The organism is Sphingobacterium faecale (genome assembly GCF_016746095.1).
Classification (GTDB): Bacteria; Bacteroidota; Bacteroidia; order Sphingobacteriales; family Sphingobacteriaceae; genus Sphingobacterium; species Sphingobacterium faecale.
In genome coordinates, this window is the sequence record NZ_JAERTY010000008.1 from 382975 (window position 1) to 402209 (window position 19235).

The 19235-nt window shown below is 40.6% G+C and carries 19 protein-coding genes; 11 read left to right on the forward strand and 8 right to left on the reverse strand.

The annotated features are described in order from the left end of the window. The first annotated feature begins 1 nt into the window (after position 1). The 4 genes from JKG61_RS15625 to JKG61_RS15640 all read left to right on the forward strand — a co-directional run bounded on the left by JKG61_RS15625 (position 2) and on the right by JKG61_RS15640 (position 2406). Positions 2-886, forward strand: coding sequence for a carbohydrate kinase family protein (locus tag JKG61_RS15625; RefSeq protein ID WP_317192411.1), 885 nt, complete (start codon positions 2-4; stop codon positions 884-886). A gap of 260 nt (positions 887-1146) precedes the next feature. Then, positions 1147-1788 carry a hypothetical protein gene (locus tag JKG61_RS15630; RefSeq protein ID WP_202103875.1) on the forward strand — a complete coding sequence of 214 codons (642 nt, stop codon included), beginning with the start codon at positions 1147-1149 and terminating at the stop codon, positions 1786-1788. A gap of 49 nt (positions 1789-1837) precedes the next feature. After that, positions 1838-2107, forward strand: a complete 270-nt coding sequence (locus JKG61_RS15635) for a hypothetical protein (protein WP_202103876.1) — start codon at positions 1838-1840, stop codon at positions 2105-2107. Continuing rightward, positions 2101-2406: a type II toxin-antitoxin system RelE/ParE family toxin gene (locus tag JKG61_RS15640; RefSeq protein WP_202103877.1), complete on the forward strand. Its 306-nt coding sequence runs from the start codon at positions 2101-2103 to the stop codon at positions 2404-2406. Before JKG61_RS15635 ends, JKG61_RS15640 begins: the two co-directional genes overlap by 7 nt. A 51-nt stretch (positions 2407-2457) precedes the next feature. Here JKG61_RS15640 and JKG61_RS15645 read toward each other — a convergent pair whose 3' ends face one another. Further along, the gene (locus JKG61_RS15645; RefSeq protein WP_202103878.1) at positions 2458-3453 is read right to left on the reverse strand and encodes an acyl-ACP desaturase; all 996 of its coding nucleotides are present in this window, start codon (positions 3451-3453) and stop codon (positions 2458-2460) included. A gap of 686 nt (positions 3454-4139) precedes the next feature. Here JKG61_RS15645 and JKG61_RS15650 point away from each other — a divergent pair. Both JKG61_RS15650 and JKG61_RS15655 read left to right on the forward strand, forming a co-directional pair. Further along, positions 4140-5363, forward strand: coding sequence for a cysteine desulfurase (locus tag JKG61_RS15650; protein WP_202103879.1), 1224 nt, complete (start codon positions 4140-4142; stop codon positions 5361-5363). Positions 5364-5412: 49 nt separating this feature from the next. Further along, complete coding sequence (locus JKG61_RS15655; RefSeq protein ID WP_021069960.1) at positions 5413-5829, forward strand: SufE family protein; 417 nt, start codon at positions 5413-5415, stop codon at positions 5827-5829. 42 nt (positions 5830-5871) lie between these two features. On the opposite strand, the gene murI is transcribed toward JKG61_RS15655, so the two are convergent. Together murI and JKG61_RS15665 are read right to left on the reverse strand one after the other, a co-directional pair. Beyond that, positions 5872-6684, reverse strand: coding sequence for a glutamate racemase (murI, locus tag JKG61_RS15660; RefSeq protein WP_202103880.1), 813 nt, complete (start codon positions 6682-6684; stop codon positions 5872-5874). 231 nt (positions 6685-6915) lie between these two features. Continuing rightward, positions 6916-8331, reverse strand: coding sequence for a glycoside hydrolase family 125 protein (locus tag JKG61_RS15665; RefSeq protein WP_202103881.1), 1416 nt, complete (start codon positions 8329-8331; stop codon positions 6916-6918). A gap of 287 nt (positions 8332-8618) precedes the next feature. Here JKG61_RS15665 and JKG61_RS15670 point away from each other — a divergent pair, with 287 nt between their 5' ends. Together JKG61_RS15670 and aroQ are read left to right on the forward strand one after the other, a co-directional pair. Next, on the forward strand, positions 8619-10250 hold the full coding sequence (locus JKG61_RS15670; RefSeq protein WP_202103882.1) for a gliding motility protein RemB: 1632 nt from the start codon (positions 8619-8621) through the stop codon (positions 10248-10250). Between the two features lie 68 nt (positions 10251-10318). Beyond that, entirely contained in the window at positions 10319-10735 is a 417-nt protein-coding gene (aroQ, locus tag JKG61_RS15675) for a type II 3-dehydroquinate dehydratase (RefSeq protein ID WP_202103883.1), read from the forward strand. Here the strand turns inward: aroQ and JKG61_RS15680 are convergent. Continuing rightward, positions 10728-11927 (reverse strand): multidrug effflux MFS transporter, encoded by a 1200-nt coding sequence (locus JKG61_RS15680; RefSeq protein ID WP_202103884.1) that lies wholly within the window; start codon positions 11925-11927, stop codon positions 10728-10730. The genes aroQ and JKG61_RS15680 overlap by 8 nt on opposite strands. Positions 11928-11971: 44 nt before the next feature. After that, complete coding sequence (gene lgt, locus JKG61_RS15685; RefSeq protein WP_202103885.1) at positions 11972-12835, reverse strand: prolipoprotein diacylglyceryl transferase; 864 nt, start codon at positions 12833-12835, stop codon at positions 11972-11974. A 115-nt stretch (positions 12836-12950) separates the two neighbouring features. Here lgt and JKG61_RS15690 point away from each other — a divergent pair, with 115 nt between their 5' ends. The 3 genes from JKG61_RS15690 to JKG61_RS15700 all read left to right on the forward strand — a co-directional run bounded on the left by JKG61_RS15690 (position 12951) and on the right by JKG61_RS15700 (position 16262). Then, positions 12951-14066 carry a M42 family metallopeptidase gene (locus JKG61_RS15690; protein WP_202103886.1) on the forward strand — a complete coding sequence of 372 codons (1116 nt, stop codon included), beginning with the start codon at positions 12951-12953 and terminating at the stop codon, positions 14064-14066. A 115-nt stretch (positions 14067-14181) separates the two neighbouring features. Continuing rightward, a complete protein-coding gene (locus tag JKG61_RS15695; RefSeq protein ID WP_202103887.1) occupies positions 14182-14505 on the forward strand; it encodes a DUF3467 domain-containing protein in 324 nt (107 codons plus the stop codon). 248 nt (positions 14506-14753) lie between these two features. Then, complete coding sequence (locus JKG61_RS15700; protein WP_202103917.1) at positions 14754-16262, forward strand: bifunctional GNAT family N-acetyltransferase/carbon-nitrogen hydrolase family protein; 1509 nt, start codon at positions 14754-14756, stop codon at positions 16260-16262. 35 nt (positions 16263-16297) lie between these two features. On the opposite strand, the gene asnA is transcribed toward JKG61_RS15700, so the two are convergent. From asnA to JKG61_RS15715, 3 genes are all read right to left on the reverse strand, one after another. Continuing rightward, complete coding sequence (asnA, locus tag JKG61_RS15705) at positions 16298-17302, reverse strand: aspartate--ammonia ligase (RefSeq protein WP_202103888.1); 1005 nt, start codon at positions 17300-17302, stop codon at positions 16298-16300. Positions 17303-17568: 266 nt separating this feature from the next. Continuing rightward, a complete protein-coding gene (locus JKG61_RS15710) occupies positions 17569-17895 on the reverse strand; it encodes a HesB/IscA family protein (protein WP_202103889.1) in 327 nt (108 codons plus the stop codon). A 78-nt stretch (positions 17896-17973) separates the two neighbouring features. After that, complete coding sequence (locus tag JKG61_RS15715; protein ID WP_202103890.1) at positions 17974-19146, reverse strand: cysteine desulfurase family protein; 1173 nt, start codon at positions 19144-19146, stop codon at positions 17974-17976. Positions 19147-19235: the final 89 nt, after the last annotated feature.

Below are 19235 nucleotides of genomic sequence, written 5' to 3' on the forward strand. Positions count from 1 at the left end.
CGTGGAAAAGAAAGTTATATGTTTTGGAGAGGTGCTTTGGGATAAGCTGCCAGAAGGAGCACGTGTCGGTGGTGCGCCGTTAAATGTCTGTTACCATTTAAGTAAAAACGGCATATCGAGTAAAATTATTTCGAAAGTTGGAGATGATGTTTCTGGCCGTAAGTTAGTTTCAGAAATGAAAAACTTAGAAATCGATCTTGAGTATCTGCGGACGACTGACGATCATCCCACTTCTAGTGTGGAGGTTCATCTTAAAGAGAATGGTTCAGTAACTTATGAGATTGTGGAAGATGTGGCTTGGGATCATATTACCTATGAAGAGCGTGTTGCTACAGCTATCGGTCAAGCAGATGCTTTTGTGTTCGGCAGTTTAGTTGCCCGGACCGAGGTCTCAAGAAGCACGCTATTGATGTATTTAAAATTAGCTAATTGGGTGGTTCTTGATGTTAATTTACGGAAACCTTTCTTTTCGAAAGATATTATTTTCGATCTGATAAGCCATGCTCAAACATTAAAAATCAATGAAGATGAAGTCGTCCTACTGGGGGAATGGTTAGGGACACTTGATCCGAATGAAACGGACATATTAAGAAATATTTTAGTTCGATTTCCTAAATTGAATGAAATTATACTTACCAAAGGGGCCGAAGGTGCTCGGTATTATTCATCGCAGTTTTCTTACCAAGTACCCGCTAAGCAGATAATTCCGAAAGATACGATCGGCAGTGGGGATTCATTTTTAGCAGCATTTTTGGCGAGTAGATTAAATGGGAAAACCATAGAAGACAGTATGCAGAGCGCGGTATTGCTTAGTGCCTTTGTGGCAACGCAAGCAGGCGCTTGTCCAGAATATGATGTTGATACATTAAGAACAGCCTTAATGTAGAATTACCTTTCTCTGTTCCGCTTCGCTGCAATCGAGATGACGGGGATAAAACTTGTTTTTTCATAGCTAGAGAATAGCTTTGCATATACTCTTAACGTCTTTAATTCTAAAGACGTTATTTTTTTGTGGATTTCTGTCCGTATAAAATTGGCTTGACAAACTTAGATTTATGAGAGTAATGATTTTGTTATGGATAAATGAGCAGTTGAATAAACCAATGGTGTATTAACTAGTCTACCTTTGTAAAGAACCTTATGTGTATGAAGAAACTTATAATTATCCTTGCAATGTTATTGTCATCTAGTCTGCTATTTGCGCAGCGAGGTACTGTGGATACTGATATTTTTGGCAATCTCCAATTTAAATCTATTGACGGACAGTATAAAGCAAGTTTAGAGAAAAACATTTTTGATGATCTGGTTTTTACGGATAGCAGGAAGAACAAGCTGCACTACGAAAAGAAATATCTCGATAAAATGGAACCTGGCTTAAGGGCTGATAAAGAGGCGCAGGCTCGTATGCTGAGAAGGTTGGTGCGGGAAAATAAACGGAGTTCGGAGTATAAGGCTACTTTCAAGATAGATATCTTTGATAAGACAATAATTGAGGATAATAAGGGGTATAAATTAGAAGAGGGTAAGGATATATTCGGTAATACCAATATTCAGGAGCAGTTGAATGGGACGAAGTCTATATTTAAAAGGAACTTGAGGGGTGGGTTGGAATATACGGAAGGTAGAAAAACAGCTTCGCTTGAAAAAGATATATTTGATCGATGGATCTATAAAGATAGTTTTGGAAATGAAATCCAATTTGGTAAAGAGACTTGGAGGCGTATATTAAAGCAATATGGTACTGATGAAAAGTTTTTTTGGGACCTGCTTGATCGCTGGTTTTATTGAGATAGAGGAATACTAGCTGAGCAGTTGTTAGATGATTTGTTATATTAAAATGGCTTTACTAACTTTGATTAATAAGATGATAGATAAAGTTATGGCAACAGTTATTGAAAATGAAATGCTTAGCTACTTTACTCAATTGGATGAGTCGGAGAAGAGGTCTGTCGTGCAGTTGCTTAAAACCTTTATCAAAGCGAGAAAAGAAGATAAGACAGTTACGGTCGAAGATTATAATCTGGACTTATTAGAGGGGGAAAAAGAGTTTGAACGAGGAGAGTATATAACTCATGAACAGCTGAAAAATGCTATTAAGTCGTGGTAGCGAAAAAAGTAAGTATTGTATGGACGAAAAGCGCACAATTGCAACTCAAGCATATTTTTGAGCATATCAGTGTAGATTCGGCTAAAAATGCTTTAATGGTCGTGTCTGAAATTGTCGATAGTATAGAGAAAGCCGCTGTTAATCCTGAAGCTAATACTTTAGATAAATATAAAACTGATAATGACGGAACATTTAGGGCATTTGAAATATATAAATATCGTTTGTCTTATCGATATTCGAAAGGAGTAATTCGTGTTTTAAGAGTGAGACACACTAAGATGAAGCCGAGGTCTTTTTGAATAATATTTATGGATAACAAAAAACCGTCATATAAAATGACGGTTTTTTTGTTATCCATATATCCACTTGAACTTGTACTGTAGTTCGGGGATTTTGATGCGGTCGGCCAATCTGGCCAAGCGATCGGGAAGTTTCATCAAATAGTCTCTTGCTTTTTCGCCCTGCTCATTTAATCCTGATACTTGGTCGATTTTCCACTCGCTAAGTAATTCTTTTAGGATGTCGATATAGTCTAATGCTGTATATACTTCCATTCGCTGTGCGGCATCGGAAAAGTGTGCGAATGCTTCTCCTTGTGGGCCTCCTGACTCTCTTAAGAAGTGGGCGGGCATCACAATTTTCTTGCGCATCATATCTTCGAAGGCCAACATAACCTCGCTGGCGTCGACAGTCAGTGCTTTGGAAATAAATGACATATAGGCTTTGGCGTGTCTGGCTTCATCGGCAGCAATAACGCCACACATTTTAGCCAATAATTTGTCGCCGCTTTTTTTGGAGATACCTGCTACGCGGCGGTGTGATACGTTGGTTGCCAGCTCCTGAAAAGAGGTGTATATAAAGTTGCGGTAGGGATCTGCGCCTGTACCTATATCGAAGCCGTCAGCGATAAGATATTGGGTGCTCATCTCGAACTCGCGCATGTTGACCCTGCCGGATAGGTAGAGGTATTTGTTCAGCAAGTCGCCATGTCTGTTTTCTTCTGCAGTCCATGCACGTACCCATTTCATCCAGCCTCCTTGTTCGTTTTTCTCTACGTCCTCTACCATAGTCAGCCAAGACTCATAAGTGGGAAGAGCTTCCTCTGTGACTGTATCGCCGATTAAAACGGCTACTAGGTCATAGGGGAGTTCTCGAGAACTTTCTTGCAAATCGCGAACCTCTTCAAAGAACGTACTGCGGGAAGCATCAGGCAGAAAATCTGCTGGTTGCCACATCTGCTCTATGGGCTTAAGATACTCGCTCATCTCATTGAGCATGAAGGGTTCTAGGTAAGTCATCACTTCCTTACGGGATCCTTCGGGTATATTTAAGGGTTTTTCTTGCATAATTAATACAAAATTAATTAAAATGCTTAGCATTCACGAATGTGGAGGAAAAAAGCTTGATTTAAATATTGGGGTATAGATGATTTTTAATGAAGATTTATTATCGATATCTTTTTGTGACTCAGGCCGTGACTTGCCTGTACTTTTTTTCCGCAAAAAAGTACACAAAAAACTCGTCACTGTGCCGGCTTGCCACAAAGTCTTCCCATACCTGCAGTTGGCAACCCGACAAGGTGACATTTTTCAAAGTGAAAGAAGCTGCGAACAAGGTGTAAAATTTTGAGAAATCGACCTTATAGCATATGGAGTCAAAAGCCGTAAAGCTATCTTTTCACAACGGTACATCTTGCAATAGATAAGGATTTACCTTTGGTGAGCTCGCAAGCTCGGTTCCAGTCTTGTGGGGTGGACAAGCGTAATGGAGACCTAGGAAACCGCCTTGATAGCTTTACGTGCTGTGATGAACATAGGCTAAACAGTCTTGATTTTTTTGCTTCGTTTTTTGATCAAGCAAAAAATGAAGGCCCTGTCCTGTCAAGGACAAAAGATATTTTAATGGTTCCTTAAAAAATGACATACCATTCATTACCTTGTTGCATAACATAAAACCAAAAAGAATACACTATCTTGATACTATTTGGTTATATATATAGTAACTTTGTACCTCAAAATTACTTAGAAACGTCTTGAAAACATTTGATATCCATAAAGTACGTGCTGATTTTCCATTGTTGAAACGAGAGGTGAATGGTAAGCCTTTAGTGTATCTGGACAACGGTGCTACTACGCAAAAACCGCAATCGGTCATCGATGCTATTATCCATTATTATTCGGATATGAACTCTAATGTGCATCGTGGGGTGCATTATCTCAGTCAAATCTCTACGGATGCATTTGAAGTGACTCGCCGTAAGGTGAAAGACTTTATTAATGCTGCGGAAGAGGTGGAGATAATCATTACGAAAGGGACAACAGATAGTATTAACCTTGTAGCTCAATGTTACGGTAAGGCTTTTATCGGTGAGGGTGATGAAATCATTATCTCGGCAATGGAGCATCATTCGAATATTGTGCCTTGGCAGATGTTGTGTGATGAGAAGGGCTGTGTGCTGAAGGTGATTCCTATGGATGAGCGAGGTATGTTGGATATGGAGGCTTATGCGAAATTGTTTTCGGATAGGACTAAAATTGTATCTGTGACTTATGTTTCCAATGCACTGGGTACTATCAATCCTGTCGAGGAAATTATTTCTGTGGCTCATAAGCATGATGTTCCGGTATTATTGGATGCAGCGCAGGCGGTACAGCATATTGCGGTTGATGTTCAGAAATTGGATGTTGATTTCTTGGTGTTCTCGGGGCACAAGATGTATGCTCCTACGGGAGTGGGGGTGCTATATGGTAAGGCAAAGTGGCTGAATGCGATGCCTCCTTATCAAGGTGGTGGGGATATGATCAAGGATGTTTCTTTTGAGAAGACTACTTATAATGAGTTGCCATTCAAGTTTGAAGCTGGTACGCCTAATATTGAGGCGGGAATATGTCTAGCAGCTGCTATTGATTATATCAATGAAATCGGTATTGACAATATCAAGGTCTACGAGGACGAGTTGTTGGCGTATGCTACAGCGAAGTTGGGCGTGATAGAAGGTGTGCGTATCGTCGGAACAGCTGATAAAAAGTCTTCGGTATTATCTTTTGTAGTGGAGGGGGTACATCCTTATGATATCGGTGTTATCCTTGACAAGCAAGGTATAGCGGTCCGTACGGGACATCACTGTGCTCAACCGATCATGGATCAGTTTGAAATACCAGGTACAGTACGTGCGAGTCTGGCGATGTACAATACGAAAGAAGATGTAGATGTTTTTATTGCTGGTCTGGAGCGTGCGTTGAATATGTTGCGGTAAAGGATAGGTGAAAAGGTGAAGTTGTAAAAAGGTAAATTCGAGAATTAAGATGACGATAAACGAAGTACAGGACGAATTGGTGGAAGATTTTGCTTTCTATTCGGATTGGATGGAGAAATATGAATATATCATTCAACTGGGAAAAGAGTTGCCCTTAATAGAGGAGCAGTATAAACAGGAACAGTATATCATAAAGGGATGTCAGTCCAAGGTGTGGTTATATCCGGAGCTGAAAGATGGTAAGTTGTATTTTTCTGCGGATAGCGATGCAATCATTACCAAGGGACTGGTGAGTCTGATGGTGAAGGTGCTGTCTGGACACAGTCCGAAGGAGATATTGGACACTGATTTATATTTTATTGATCAGATAGGCTTGAAGGATCATTTGTCTCCTACGCGTGCAAATGGGTTGTTGTCTATGGTCAAGCAAATGAAGCTTTATGCTTTGGCGTTACAGAATAAATAGAAAGTATAAAAAAGTCCTGGAAAATATCTTCCAGGACTTTTTTTATACTTTAATATGCTTAGCCGTTATATCTTGTCCAAAGAAGATGGTGGCTTTCTGCTCAAAGTCTGCGGCATTATCTGTTGTGTAAAAGGTTGTCTGTTGCTCTTTGCTGCAGCTGTTTTCTATTTCATGGTGTCTCTGTAGGTAATTTTCTAGACTTTTTGCTACTAGTTTGCCCTGTGATAAGATCGTTATGCCTTTGGGTACATATTGTTCAATAATAGGCAATAACAACGGGTAGTGGGTACAGGCTAAGACGAGTGTGTCTATATTCTCCGAAAGGGATAATATGGATTCGATGTCTTTCTGTATAAAATAGTGTGCCCCCTCGCTATGGATTTCGTTGTTTTCAACCAGAGGCACCCAAAATGGGCAGGGATGTTGGAAAACTTCTATTTCGGGATGAAACTTATGTATTTCTATTTTATAGGACTCCGATAGGACTGTACCCTGTGTGGCCAGTATGCCGACCTTGTTGGTCTTGGTGTATTGATCAACTGCTTCGGTGGTAGGTCTGATGACTCCTAGTACTTTTTTTCCGGAAGGTAAATCCCGCTGTTGTATGGTACGAAGGGCTTTGGCTGATGCAGTATTACAAGCTAATATCACCAAATTGCAACCTAGATCGAATAGTTTGAATACGCATTCTTTGGTAAACTCGTAAACGGTTTCGAAGGAGCGTGTGCCATAAGGTACGCGAGCATTATCTCCTAGATATATGTAGTCATATTGAGGTAGTCGCTTTTGTATTTCTTTAAATACTGTTAGTCCTCCGTAACCTGAATCAAAAATGCCTATTGGACCACTCGTCATATGTTTTTTATTTAGTATGGCACGTCACCCCGACCTTGTGGAGAGGTCTATGGACTATCTAGCGGAAACTATGTCTTAAGATCTCTCCGCTAGGGTTCCCGAGGTTAACTCGGGACTTAGCGAGAACCGGTTCCGATATTTCGGAGCAACGGTTATAAAGCGCAAATTAGATTTTTATTTTTTTTAATCTTGGTACAAATCTCCTTAAAAAAAATTAATCTCAAGCAATTATTAAACCAATAAATGAGGCTTTTCTTTATAGGTTTTCCATAGGAGCTCCCCGAATAGGGTATTGGCCCAAGCGAACCAGTGTCGTGTGAATTTTTTTGGGTCGTCTTTGTGGAATGATTCGTGCATAAAGCCGGTGCCACCATGCGTTGCGGCCAGTGTCTTGATACATTCCCTTATTTCATTATCATCGGTTGATGTGAAAGCACGCATAATGATTGCCATGGGCCAAATCATGTCCCGTCCGATATGTGGTCCTCCGACTCCTTCGGCAGCGGTGCCTTTGAAGAAGAAAGGGTTGTTTTTTGAAAGTATATAGTTTCTGGTACGTTGATATACTTCGTCCCTGACATCTATGGATTCTAGGTAGGGTAGGGCAAGGAGTGAAGGTACATTGGCATCGTCCATCATCATATAACTACCGAAGCCATCTACTTCGAATGCGTATACGCGTCCGTGTTGTGGGTGGTTGATGATACCGTATTTCTGCACAGCCTGATCTACTTCATGAGCTAAACTCTCCATTTTTCCTGCCAACTCGGTATTATTGATGCTTCTTAGGATTTCTGCGGATTGACGTAGGCTTTTGATTGCAAACAAATTCGATGGAATCAGGAATAGGAATATTGTACAGTCATCCGAAGGACGGAAGCTTGAGCATATAAGTCCTACTGGATTGACGGGGTATCCCCAGCCATCAACCTGTAGGGTGTCTGTCCCTCGTGATGTGGTACGTGAAAAATTGTAGGGACCGAGACTATCTTTGCGCTGTTGCTCCACAAAGGTTTTGTAAGTACTTTCCTGAGCTTTGATCCATTCTGCATCAAATGGTGTCGTGTCACCAGTTTCTTTCCAATAGCGGTGTGCCAATCGTATGGGGTAGCATAGGGAATCGATCTCCCATTTGCGTTCGTGTATACCGGGCTTCATTTGGGTGTGGTCAGAAAACCATTCACCTTTTTTAGTCGGGTCATTATAGAAAGCGTTGGCATAAGGATCGATATTGATACATTGCGATTGTTTATTGATTAAGCCTAAGATCAAGTCTTTAAGCTTGGGATCCTTTTTCATAAAAGGAATGTATGGCCATACTTGTGCGCTGCTGTCTCGGAGCCACATGGCATCGATATCACCAGTAATGACGTAGGTCAGTTTTTTTTCTGCTGTAGACTCGTCATATATAGTAGTGTCGAGCGTATTGGGGAAGCAGTTGTTGAATAACCAACCTAATTCTGGGTTTTTGACATTTTTTTGAAATTCTTTTATGGCATTTTCGACAATGGGGCTGCTGAAGTGTCTCTTGTCGGCAGCGATACGTACCGTAGGAAATGTCATTGTTCCGGTTGCAAAAGAGAGCTTGCTCGCTAAGGCACCTGCTCCTAAGAGGGCACTCTGTTGTAGGAATGTTCTGCGTTTCATTATAATTTATGTTGTGTTTATGGTCCAAATTTAGACAGCAATATGCAAATAAAAATTTACAGAAACAATAGTAAAAACGTTTTAGCAGTGTTTGTTGTCGTTTGTTTCAATTTTTTAATTGATGACTTGATTTTAGGAGTTCCGTTCTTTGCCCCCACAAAGAGGTGTTAATAAACATTCTTTTAAAAATGACTGTTTTAGTGCGTTTCAGAAAAAAACTTACCTTTGCGCAAGGAATTGGGAATGGATTTTGATAATGACACAGAAGTTTTAAAAAGCAAGAGCATATGAATAGAAAGATTACTACCGGTTTATTGGCGACGTTTTTATTATCCGGTTCCCTGATTAGCTTACGGGCGCAAGTGCAGAATCACCCCTATTCATTTCAGCAAACACAAAAATACAGTGATATTCTATATTCTACAGATACGCGTTTACATACCTCTTCTAAGCCCTTTTTATATAAAGGTAGGCTTTTGGACCGTAGGGATTCGCTAGCATCTGCAAATCCTACGGAGTCTCAAAATTGGTTTATGCGTAAGCTATTCAATGAGCATCTAGTGCAGGTGGAAAAGGAAGATCATACCTTTTACATGGATTTTTTGCCAGATTTTCAGATTGGCTCGGAATTGATGGGGACGGACAAAAGAACGACCTGGCTGAATGGGCGTGGCTTTCAGGCCGGATTGACAATCGGTGATAAACTAACGTTTTATACGAACTTTTTTGAGAATCAAGGGGTGTATCCTAAGTATATTGATGATTATGCCTTAGCAAATGGTGTAATGCCAGGGCATGGTACGGTTAAGAACCAATCAAAAAATGTAAAGGATTGGATGTATGCAACTGCTAGTCTTACGTATGATTTTAGTCCTTATTTTCAAACTACGTTGGCTTATGATAAAAACCATATCGGAGATGGCTACCGTTCGATGTTACTGTCTGATTTTTCAGGAAACTATACGCATCTGAAGTTAACAGGGACAATAGGTAATGTACAGTATACCTCCATATGGGCGTATATGCTCGATCAGAAGAACCCGAGAATAGATCCTGCCGATCCTGCTGCTAGACTAGGCGACGGTATCAAATGGGGGGCTTTTCAATACTTGGATTATAATGCGACCAATAGATTGTCTGTAGGTTTTTTCCAGGCTATCACCTGGGCGAATGAAAATGAGGCTGGACATCGGGGATTTGACTTCAACTACTTGAACCCTGTTATCTTCTTAAGACCTGTAGAATCTAATAATTCTTCTTCTCCGGACAAGATGTTCTTGGGACTGAATGCAAAGTATAAGGTGTTGAAAAATGTGTCTGTATATGGACAGTTTTTGCTTGGCGAGTTTACGGCTAAGGAGTTCTTTGCTAACAACGGCTATGCCCACAATAAATGGGGAGCACAAATCGGTGTGCGTGGGTTTGATGCTTTTGGTGTAAAAAATCTTAATTTCCTTGGTGAGTATAATCTCGCTCGACCTTATACTTATCAGCATTTTTCTTCGATATCTAATTATAGCAATCATGGTGAGCCATTGGCACATCCTCGTGGGGCTAACTTTCGAGAGTTGGTCGGTATAGCAAACTACTCCTGGAAACGTTTTGATTTCTCTTTACAAGGAATGTATAATCTGTTTGGTACTGATCCGGCGGATGGATCGAATATGGGGGGAGATATATTCCAATCCTATAACACCATTCCAAATGTATATGGAAATAAAATCGGACAAGGGGTAAAGAATAACCTATATTATGCTGATGCGAAAGCTGCTTATGTATTGAACCCGAAGTATAATTTGAGGTTGGAGCTGGGCTATACGCAACGGTACCGTAAGATTGAAGATCAGGCGACTCAAAAATCGGGTGTGATCTCTGTTGGATTGCGCTCGTCGTTCCGTAGTTTTTACAACGATTTTTAATATATTTACTTCTTTAAGCGGTAGTTTATTATACGGTGCTTGCTTAAGCTGACAATTGTTCTGGATCTATGAAGAAAATATTGATAATGAATGGACCTAACCTCAACTTGTTGGGGATTAGGGAAAAGAGTATATATGGGGATCAATCCTTTGAAGAATACTTTGAGACTTTGAAAAACAAGTATGGGGCTGTAGATCTGTATTATTTCCAAAGCAATACGGAGGGGATGCTTATTGATAAGCTTCATGAAGTGGGTTTCGATTTTGACGGTGTTGTCCTTAACGCTGGGGCGTATACGCATACGTCAGTGGCTATAGCGGATGCTATCGCCGCAATACATACGCCTGTCGTCGAGGTACATATTTCGAATGTACATCAACGAGAGGCATTTAGGCACCATTCTTATCTTTCGAAGAATTGTAAAGGAGTAATCCTTGGTTTTGGCCTGGATAGTTATCGCTTGGCTATAGAAAGTCTTATTTAACTTCCTGTGTACCCTCGCGGGGAGGTACGGCAAAGAGGTGTAATAGTAAAGCGATACATGCACAGCTGCACATAACTAGCAGCATGGGGGCTTCTGTTCCATTGTGAAAGAGGCTGACTATGCCGGATGAGACGGCCCCTAATCCCATCTGGAGACAGCCTAATAATGCCGATGCACTTCCCGCTGTCCGTTTAAAGGGTGCCAATGCCATGGCGGAGGTATTGGGGAAGATGAAACCTTGGCACAGAAGATAGCCAAAAACTAAAGCTATTAGAACCTGAAGGTTGAGGGTATGTGTCCATACAGTCACTAACATCGCTATGCCTACGAGTGCCTGCCCACAGTTTGCTATCCTGCTAATTTCAGACATTGTCCAGCGTTTCAGAAACTGACGGTTAAGCTGTGTAGCTATGATGAGTGCTGATGCCACAAAAGCAAATATCAACCCATACTCTTTTTTGGAAAGTCCGTATAATTCTTGAATAATAAAGGAAGAACCAGCAAGGTAAGCATACAGACCCGCCGCAGCGATAGATCCAATAAGGCAATAGCTGATAAATGTTCTGTTGATGAAGACGTTCCAGTATTGGCTTACTATGGCGGGTGGGAGCAGAGAAAAATCGGGATTCCCTTTGTAGCTCTCTGGTAGAAAGAAAATGGTGCCAATGATGATTAGCACGCCTAGTGAGGCTAGTGTTATAAAGATGTAATGCCAGTCTAGATGTTCCATTAGAAATGCCCCTGCGGAAGGTGCTAATATCGGAGAGATGGCGACGACGAGCATCAATAGGCTAAAAGTACGAGCAGCTTCCTGCGGCTCATAATAGTCTTGTACCATGGCTCTAGAAGCAACCATTCCGGCACAGCTGCCTAGTGCCTGTAGAAAACGGAGGACAATGAGGCTTTCAATATCTCTGGTGAATACACAGAGTATGGAAGTGGTTATGTAGATACAAAGACCTATGATCAATGGTTTCTTGCGGCCAAATCTATCCAAAAGCGGGCCGTAGATAATCTGTCCAATGGCTATTCCTATGAAAAATGCTGTAAGCGATAACTGAACTTTATCGATGGAGGTGTTGAAGTCTTTGGAAATAGTTTCGAATGCAGGTAAGTACATATCGATAGAGAAGGGGCCTATTGCGGATAGGAGGCCAAGGATAAAGAGGATTAATTTTTTGTTTTTGTGCATACTAATTATCAAAATAAAAGCCCCTTAGTAAAGGGGCTTTATGTTTATTTTTTTACAACGGTATGTTGTTTAGGTTTTCTAAATATAAAGTATAAACCTATAATTATTAGCGGTATACTTAGTAGTTGTCCCATGTTGAACAGCATGTCTGCCTCGAAGTCTTCTTGATTCTCTTTGAAGAACTCCATAAAGAAACGTATAGCAAATAGTACTGCGAAAAATAATCCGAATAATAGTCCTGGTTTTGGACTTTTATTCTTTTGGTACATACTCCAAAGTATAAGGAATAGAATGACATAACCGATGGCTTCATACAATTGTGCCGGATGTCTAGGAATCATATTTAATTCGGCAGGTCTCAGGCCTGCATTTTCGAATATTACAGCCCAAGGTAAGCTAGGGTCAGCAGGTTTACCGATAATCTCGGAATTAAAAAAATTACCTAAGCGTACGAAGGCACCAGCTATAGGAACTACTAGTACGAGGCGATCTGCAATCCAGAGGAAGTCTGTTTTTGTTTTTCTAGCATAAAGGTATAGGGCTATGAGTGTGCCTATTACTGCTCCATGGGACGCTAATCCTTGAAATCCAGTGAAATGCCATTCGCCACGGGCGTCGATTTGGAAAGGGAGAAACATCATCCAAGGCTTGGTGATATATTCGTCAAATTCGTAAAATAGACAATGACCGACGCGGGCGCCGAGAAGTATCCCCACGAAAATGTAGATACTGAGTTTGTCTAGGTCTTCCTGTGTTTTATTTTCTCTTTTGAATACCTTGAGCATAAGCACATAGGAAAGAGCGAAGGCCAGTAACCAACAGAGAGAATAATAACGGATTCCGAAAGAGCCAATTTTGAACAACTCTTGGTCTATATTCCAATGAATAGCATTAAAGATAAAATCCATAGTGTAATTTTTTGCGAAGTAAACTTAGATAAAATGCTTGGCATTCGCCAATTGTTATTGTATATATTTTAGGATTAGCATAATTATTTTTATTTTGTGAGCAAACTAATTAGATATGGCAAAGAAGAGTAGTAAAGAAGTAGAACATCAATCTGTTGTTACGAAAACATCACTGACATTTTTTGAAAAATATATAAATAACCCTTCGCCTACAGGGTTTGAATGGGCAGGGCAGAGATTGTGGTTGGATTATTTAAAGCCTTATGTAGATGAAACTTATATTGATAATTACGGTACTGCGGTAGGTATCATCAACCCAAAAGCGAAGTATAAGGTGGTCATTGAGGCGCATGCTGATGAGATATCTTGGTTCGTCAATTATATTACGAAAGATGGTTTGATCTATGTAATCCGTAATGGTGGTTCTGATCATCAGATCGCTCCTTCAAAACGTGTGAATATTCATACAGACAAAGGAATAGTGAAAGCTGTATTTGGTTGGCCAGCAATCCACACGCGCTCGGGGGAGAAAGAGGAAGCTCCTACGTTGAAGAATATTTTTCTAGATTGTGGCTGTACGTCTAAAGAGGAAGTGGAGGCTCTGGGTATACATGTGGGATCGGTGGTGACTTATGAAGATGAATTTATGGTGCTTAACGATCGCTATTATGTAGGGCGTGCATTGGATAACCGTGCTGGTGGCTTTATGATTGCTGAAGTAGCGCGTCTATTGAAAGAGAATAAAAGGAAGCTTCCTTTTGGTTTGTATATCGTGAATTCGGTACAGGAGGAAATCGGCTTGAGAGGTGCTGAGATGATTGCTGACTACATCAAGCCTAATGTGGCTATCGTGACGGATGTGACCCATGATACGCAGACCCCGATGATTAATAAAATAACCCAAGGAGATCTCGCTTGCGGAAAAGGACCTGTAGTATCTTATGCACCAGCTGTACAGATCAATCTGAACCGTTTGTTGGTGGAAGTGGCTGAGAAAAATGGAATTCCTTTTCAACGTCAGGCTTCTTCACGGTATACGGGAACGGATACAGATGCTTTTGCGTATTCTAATGGCGGAGTCCCTTCGGCGTTAATTTCCCTGCCATTGCGTTATATGCATACTACAGTGGAAATGATCCATAAGGAAGATGTGGATAATGTGATACGTCTTATATACGAGATGGTGCTGACGATACAGGATGGTCAGGATTTTAGAAGTTTTACGAAATAGGTTTATTAAGTCAACAAGTTATCAGGTTAACAAGTTATCGTGTTATCGAGCTATCAGGTTAACAAGTTGTCAGGTGACGATGTAACTAGAGATTGAAATAAAAACATAAAATAAAATGAATAACGATAATAATATGCCAAATGGCGATAATAATGAGATCAGTATTGAGTTAAGTGAAGAGGTTGCGGAGGGAATCTATTCTAACTTGGCTATAATCACACATTCGAATACCGAGTTTGTATTGGATTTTGTCCGAATTATGCCTGGGTTGCCCAAAGCAAAAGTGAAATCTAGGATTATATTGACGCCTGAACATGCTAAACGTTTATTGGGAGCATTGCAGGATAATGTTAATCGGTTTGAGGGACAGAATGGTTCCATATCTTCTAAGGATGTGCCGTTTCCCTTGAACTTTGGAGGAACAAAAGGAGAGGCTTAGGTATTATAGCTTGTTCTGGAGTAAGCGTCTTGTTTGGTTATATGTTCTGCGGTAACTATAGCTAAAAGAGACGCTTTTTTTATAGAATTTCTTTATGCATATTACTCAAGAGTACAGCAAGCACATCCACGTGTGATTTGTTTCTAGTTGTGATTCAGTAGAATTATGAAGTTTTTGTACAGAATGGTATCACTTTTGAATGGGTAATTGAAAACTGTTTAGCTTAAATATATACTGTAGAATATATGATGGATATTAAAGTAAGGTTGCTTTCGAAGGAAGATTATAAAGATCTTAAAAAGTCCATGTCGGAAGCATATCAAGGTGTAGGTGAGGTGTGGACCCGAGAGAATATCGTGGATCTGATAGATGTTTTTCCTGAAGGGCAACTCGCTGTTGAAGTGAACGGTCGCGTGGTAGCCTGTGCGCTATCGATTATACTTAATTCGAAAAAGAGTAATATCTATGATAGTTATTATGAGATTATTGACGACGGTAAGTTTTCCAAACATGATTATGAAGGTGATACGTTATATGGTATTGAGGTGTTTGTACATCCTGATTATCGATCGTTACGTCTGGGCCGACGTTTGTATGACTCTAGAAAGGAATTGTGTGAGGAACTGAATCTAAAAAGTATTGTGGCAGGGGGACGTATCCCCAACTACTTTAATTATGCTGATGAGATGAGTCCTCGGGTCTATATCGAAAGGGTGAAGCGTAAGGAAATATTTGATCCTACACTAACCTTTCAGCTGTCTAATGATTTTCATGTAAAGAAGATTCTTAAGAATTATCTGCCGGAGGACAGTGAGTCTATGGAGTTTGCGACGTTGTTGGAATGGAATAATATCTACTATGAACCGGATGCACGCTCGCACTCTGCTTCTAAGCAGACCATACGTTTGGGGCTGATCCAATGGCAGATGCGTTTGTTTACAGGCTTGGAGGATTTCTATGATCAGGTGGAATTTTTCGTTGATGCTGTTAGTGATTATGGCGCTGACTTTGCATTGTTTCCCGAGTTTTTCAATACACCATTGATGCGGTATTATAATGATCTGCCAGAGCGGGAGGCGATGGAGAAGTTGGCTGGACAGACAAAGGAAATCATCAATAAGATACGGCAGTTTGCGGTGTCTTATAACGTGAATATTATCGCGGGATCAATGCCTTTGTATGAGCGGAATAAGTTGTACAATGTGTCTTATCTTTGTCACCGTAGTGGGCAGATCGATTCGTTCCGTAAAGTACACATTACGCCGAATGAGTTTAAGCACTATGGTATGGTTGGGGGGAATGAAGTGAAGGTGTTTGATACGGATTGTGGTAAGATAGGTCTGCTGATCTGTTATGACGTAGAGTTTCCCGAATTGGGCAGAATACTAGCGGATCAGGGAATGCAAATTCTTTTTGTTCCGTTTATGACTGATACACAGAATGGCTATATGCGTGTTAGGCATTGTGCACAGGCCCGAGCAATAGAGAATGAATGTTATGTAGCGATAGCCGGATCTGTGGGCAATTTGCCTCGGGTAAACAATATGGATATACAGTACTCTCAGTCTGCTGTGTTTACACCATCGGATTTCGCTTTTCCTAATAATGCTGTTAAAGCGGAGGCAACACCTAATACGGAGATGGTGCTGATTGCGGATGTAGACTTATACGCGTTGCGTGATCTACATGAATATGGTACAGTTAAGATTTTAAAAGATAGAAGGAAGGATCTTTATGAGGTGAATCTGTTGAAATAATACAAAAGGTCGGATTCAAAATCCGACCTTTTGTATTAGAGTAGAAATATATTTTCTCCGGCTAACTTTTCTTTACGCTCAGGATCCCAAATGCTAACTTGCACTTCACCGATATGGGCAAGCTTTAGCATAAACATACATACGCGAGATTGTCCGATCCCACCTCCGATGGATTCTGGTAGAAGGTCACTCAGTAGCATCTGGTGAAAGGATAGTTTACTGCGCTCAGTGCAGTTGCGTATTTCCAACTGTTTTACTAAGGCTTCTTTATTAACCCTTATTCCCATAGAAGATAGCTCAAACGCACTATTGAGGAGTGGATTCCAAACGAGTATATCTCCATTTAGTCCTTTGTACCCCGCATCGTTTTCTGTGCTCCAGTCGTCATAATCTGCCGCCCGCCCATCATGGGAAAAACCATTGGAAAGTTCTCCTCCAATGCCATAGATGAATACAGCTCCGTATTCTTTCGCGATAGCATTCTCTCTCTCTTTAGGACTGTGCCCAGGGTATTTGCTTAATAATTCTTCGGATGATATGAAAAATATCTGTTCTGGAAGTATTGCCCTTCTTTCGGGATATTGATGTTCCACGGCTTTTTCTGTCTCTACTAAGGCTGCATATATCTTTTTTACGGTTTCCTTTAAATAGTTGAGATTACGATTTTCACTATGGATCGTCTTCTCCCAATCCCATTGGTCTACATATATCGAATGTATTGGCGAATAGTCTTCGTCGGGGCGTAATGCGCGCATATCCGTGATAATTCCCTCTTCGGGCTCAAGTTCAAGTTCCTTCAGGCGTACCCTTTTCCATTTGGCAAGGGAATGCACGACGACAGCGCGTTCTTCATTCAATGATTTGATGGGGAAGGAGACGGGACGTTCTATGCCATTTAGATCGTCATTTATGCCTGTTCCGTCCAGAACTATCAGGGGAGATGATATTGGTATTAGATTTAAAGCCTGCCTCAAATGAGTCGAAAAAGTTTCCTTAACAAAGGTTATCGCTTGTTCTCTTTTTAATAGGTTGCGTCCCATAAATTATTACACTTTTTTTGCTTCATAGAAGCTTGTATCATCAATTTAGATATTAATATAGCAACATTGCTTTGCAAATGTAATCAAAATGATAATTGTTACAGGGTTTTTGTTGTAATATTTTTAAATCAAAATGTGGGTTGCAGCAATCATAAATAATAGAGCGGGTTGTGTCTATAAAAAGGAGTTGTGTGAAACGGTCAATAAGTTGGGGATATATAGGTAAAACAATAGTTTTGTTTTACCTACTAAGGTGCTTGGATAAGCTATACGGAGAAGCTTTCGCCACAGGCACAGGTCCGTGATGCATTTGGATTGTGAAATTCAAAACCTTTGCCTGTTAGACCATCTGAATAATCTAGTTCTGTACCTGCTAAGTAGAGGTATGATTTTATATCCAGACAGATTTTTATTCCTTTGTCTTCGCAGAATTGATCTCCTTTTTTCTCTTCGTTGTCAAAGTTAAGATGATACGAAAGACCGGAACATCCTCCACTAGTGACCGCTACTCGAACAAAATAGCTTTCATCATACTGTTCGTCCTCGATAATTTTAAGGATGCGCGCTTTAGCTTTGTCTGTAATCGTTACCATAGTATTATTAATTAATCTCTTACAAATTTCGTAAAATATTTGCTAAACGCAAGTACGGCGCGTTAAGGAACTGTCATATTATCCCAAAAGACCATCTTTGTACATTTGCCATATGGGGGAGTAACTTCTTATGTCGTTTACAGCTGTTTTTAATGCTTCTACGGTATGATCTATTTCCTGTAAGGTGGTGTGTTTTGATAGGCTGACACGTAAACTACAAAAGGCGTCTTCATCGCTAAGCCCCATCGCTTTAAGTACATGTGATGGGTTTCTACTGCCGGATACGCAGGCAGATCCGGAGGATATAGCTATATTAGGAATCTTTGTCATGATTTCGCTGCCACGGGCATATTTAAATGTAATATTGCTGGTATTGCAGATTCTGTTTGCCTTTTGGGCGGTGACGGTACACTCTTCGATTTCGCTTAAGATGCGCTTTTCGAAATAATCACGTAATTGGGTTATTTTTGAAGTGTTTATTTCTTTTATTCGTTGGATAGCTATCCCCATTCCAACAATCGCTGGGACATTGTATGTACCTCCTCTAAGTGATTGTTCCTGATTACCTCCAGTAATGAGGGGGGCGACCTGTAGGGGTTTGGTCTTTCGTCGTATAAATAGTGCTCCGACCCCCTTAGGTCCGTGGAATTTATGTGCACTGAGGCAACAAAAATCCAGGTGAAGAGTTGTTAAGTCGAAATCTTGCTTGCCAATGGACTGTGTACTGTCGCAAAAGAAGGCAACATCTTCTTCTCTGCATATCTGTGCGATCTCTTTTATAGGGTGAATGACACCTGTTTCGTTGTTAACGGACATTAAGCTCACTAGGATGGTCTGGGCTGTGATGTGCTCCTTCAGTTCGTTTAAATCTATAGCACCGTTTTTGTCAACGGGCAGATAGCTTATCCGTGCACCTTTTTTTTCGAGGTATGCGCAGGTCGATAGGGTAGCTTTATGCTCTGTCTGGCAGGTGATGATGTGGTTGCCTTTGGATTGATAGCGTTCGAATACACCTCGAAGAACCATGTTTATACTTTCTGTAGCTCCCGAGGTGAAGAAAATTTCTTTTGGTTGGACTCTCAGTATACTAGCAACGGATTTACGTGCTTCTTCAATGGCTTGGTTGGCATGACGTCCCATTTTGTGCTGTAAGCTGGAAGCATTGGCATAGTCCTCTTTGAGGTGGGGGAGCATGCTGTCTAGCACCTCTTGATCTAACCGACTGGTTGCATTGTTGTCCAGATATATCATAAGGTTAAAGATATTCAAAATATGCAGTAGTATTCCTATTCTAATGTGGATATTTTATAGATTTGTATAAAGGATAAATCGGAATATAT

Bases quoted from the DNA above. Each gene is read 5' to 3' on its own strand.
- JKG61_RS15630 (WP_202103875.1), top strand. From the start codon at position 1,147: ATGAAGAAACTTATAATTATCCTTGCAATGTTATTGTCATCTAGTCTG.
- JKG61_RS15635 (WP_202103876.1), top strand. From the start codon at position 1,838: ATGGCTTTACTAACTTTGATTAATAAGATGATAGATAAAGTTATGGCA.
- JKG61_RS15645 (WP_202103878.1), bottom strand. From the start codon at position 3,453: ATGCAAGAAAAACCCTTAAATATACCCGAAGGATCCCGTAAGGAAGTG.
- JKG61_RS15655 (WP_021069960.1), top strand. From the start codon at position 5,413: ATGACGATAAACGAAGTACAGGACGAATTGGTGGAAGATTTTGCTTTC.
- murI (WP_202103880.1), bottom strand. From the start codon at position 6,684: ATGACGAGTGGTCCAATAGGCATTTTTGATTCAGGTTACGGAGGACTA.
- JKG61_RS15665 (WP_202103881.1), bottom strand. From the start codon at position 8,331: ATGAAACGCAGAACATTCCTACAACAGAGTGCCCTCTTAGGAGCAGGT.
- JKG61_RS15670 (WP_202103882.1), top strand. From the start codon at position 8,619: ATGAATAGAAAGATTACTACCGGTTTATTGGCGACGTTTTTATTATCC.
- aroQ (WP_202103883.1), top strand. From the start codon at position 10,319: ATGAAGAAAATATTGATAATGAATGGACCTAACCTCAACTTGTTGGGG.
- JKG61_RS15680 (WP_202103884.1), bottom strand. From the start codon at position 11,927: ATGCACAAAAACAAAAAATTAATCCTCTTTATCCTTGGCCTCCTATCC.
- lgt (WP_202103885.1), bottom strand. From the start codon at position 12,835: ATGGATTTTATCTTTAATGCTATTCATTGGAATATAGACCAAGAGTTG.
- JKG61_RS15690 (WP_202103886.1), top strand. From the start codon at position 12,951: ATGGCAAAGAAGAGTAGTAAAGAAGTAGAACATCAATCTGTTGTTACG.
- JKG61_RS15695 (WP_202103887.1), top strand. From the start codon at position 14,182: ATGAATAACGATAATAATATGCCAAATGGCGATAATAATGAGATCAGT.
- JKG61_RS15700 (WP_202103917.1), top strand. From the start codon at position 14,754: ATGGATATTAAAGTAAGGTTGCTTTCGAAGGAAGATTATAAAGATCTT.
- asnA (WP_202103888.1), bottom strand. From the start codon at position 17,302: ATGGGACGCAACCTATTAAAAAGAGAACAAGCGATAACCTTTGTTAAG.
- JKG61_RS15710 (WP_202103889.1), bottom strand. From the start codon at position 17,895: ATGGTAACGATTACAGACAAAGCTAAAGCGCGCATCCTTAAAATTATC.
- JKG61_RS15715 (WP_202103890.1), bottom strand. From the start codon at position 19,146: ATGATATATCTGGACAACAATGCAACCAGTCGGTTAGATCAAGAGGTG.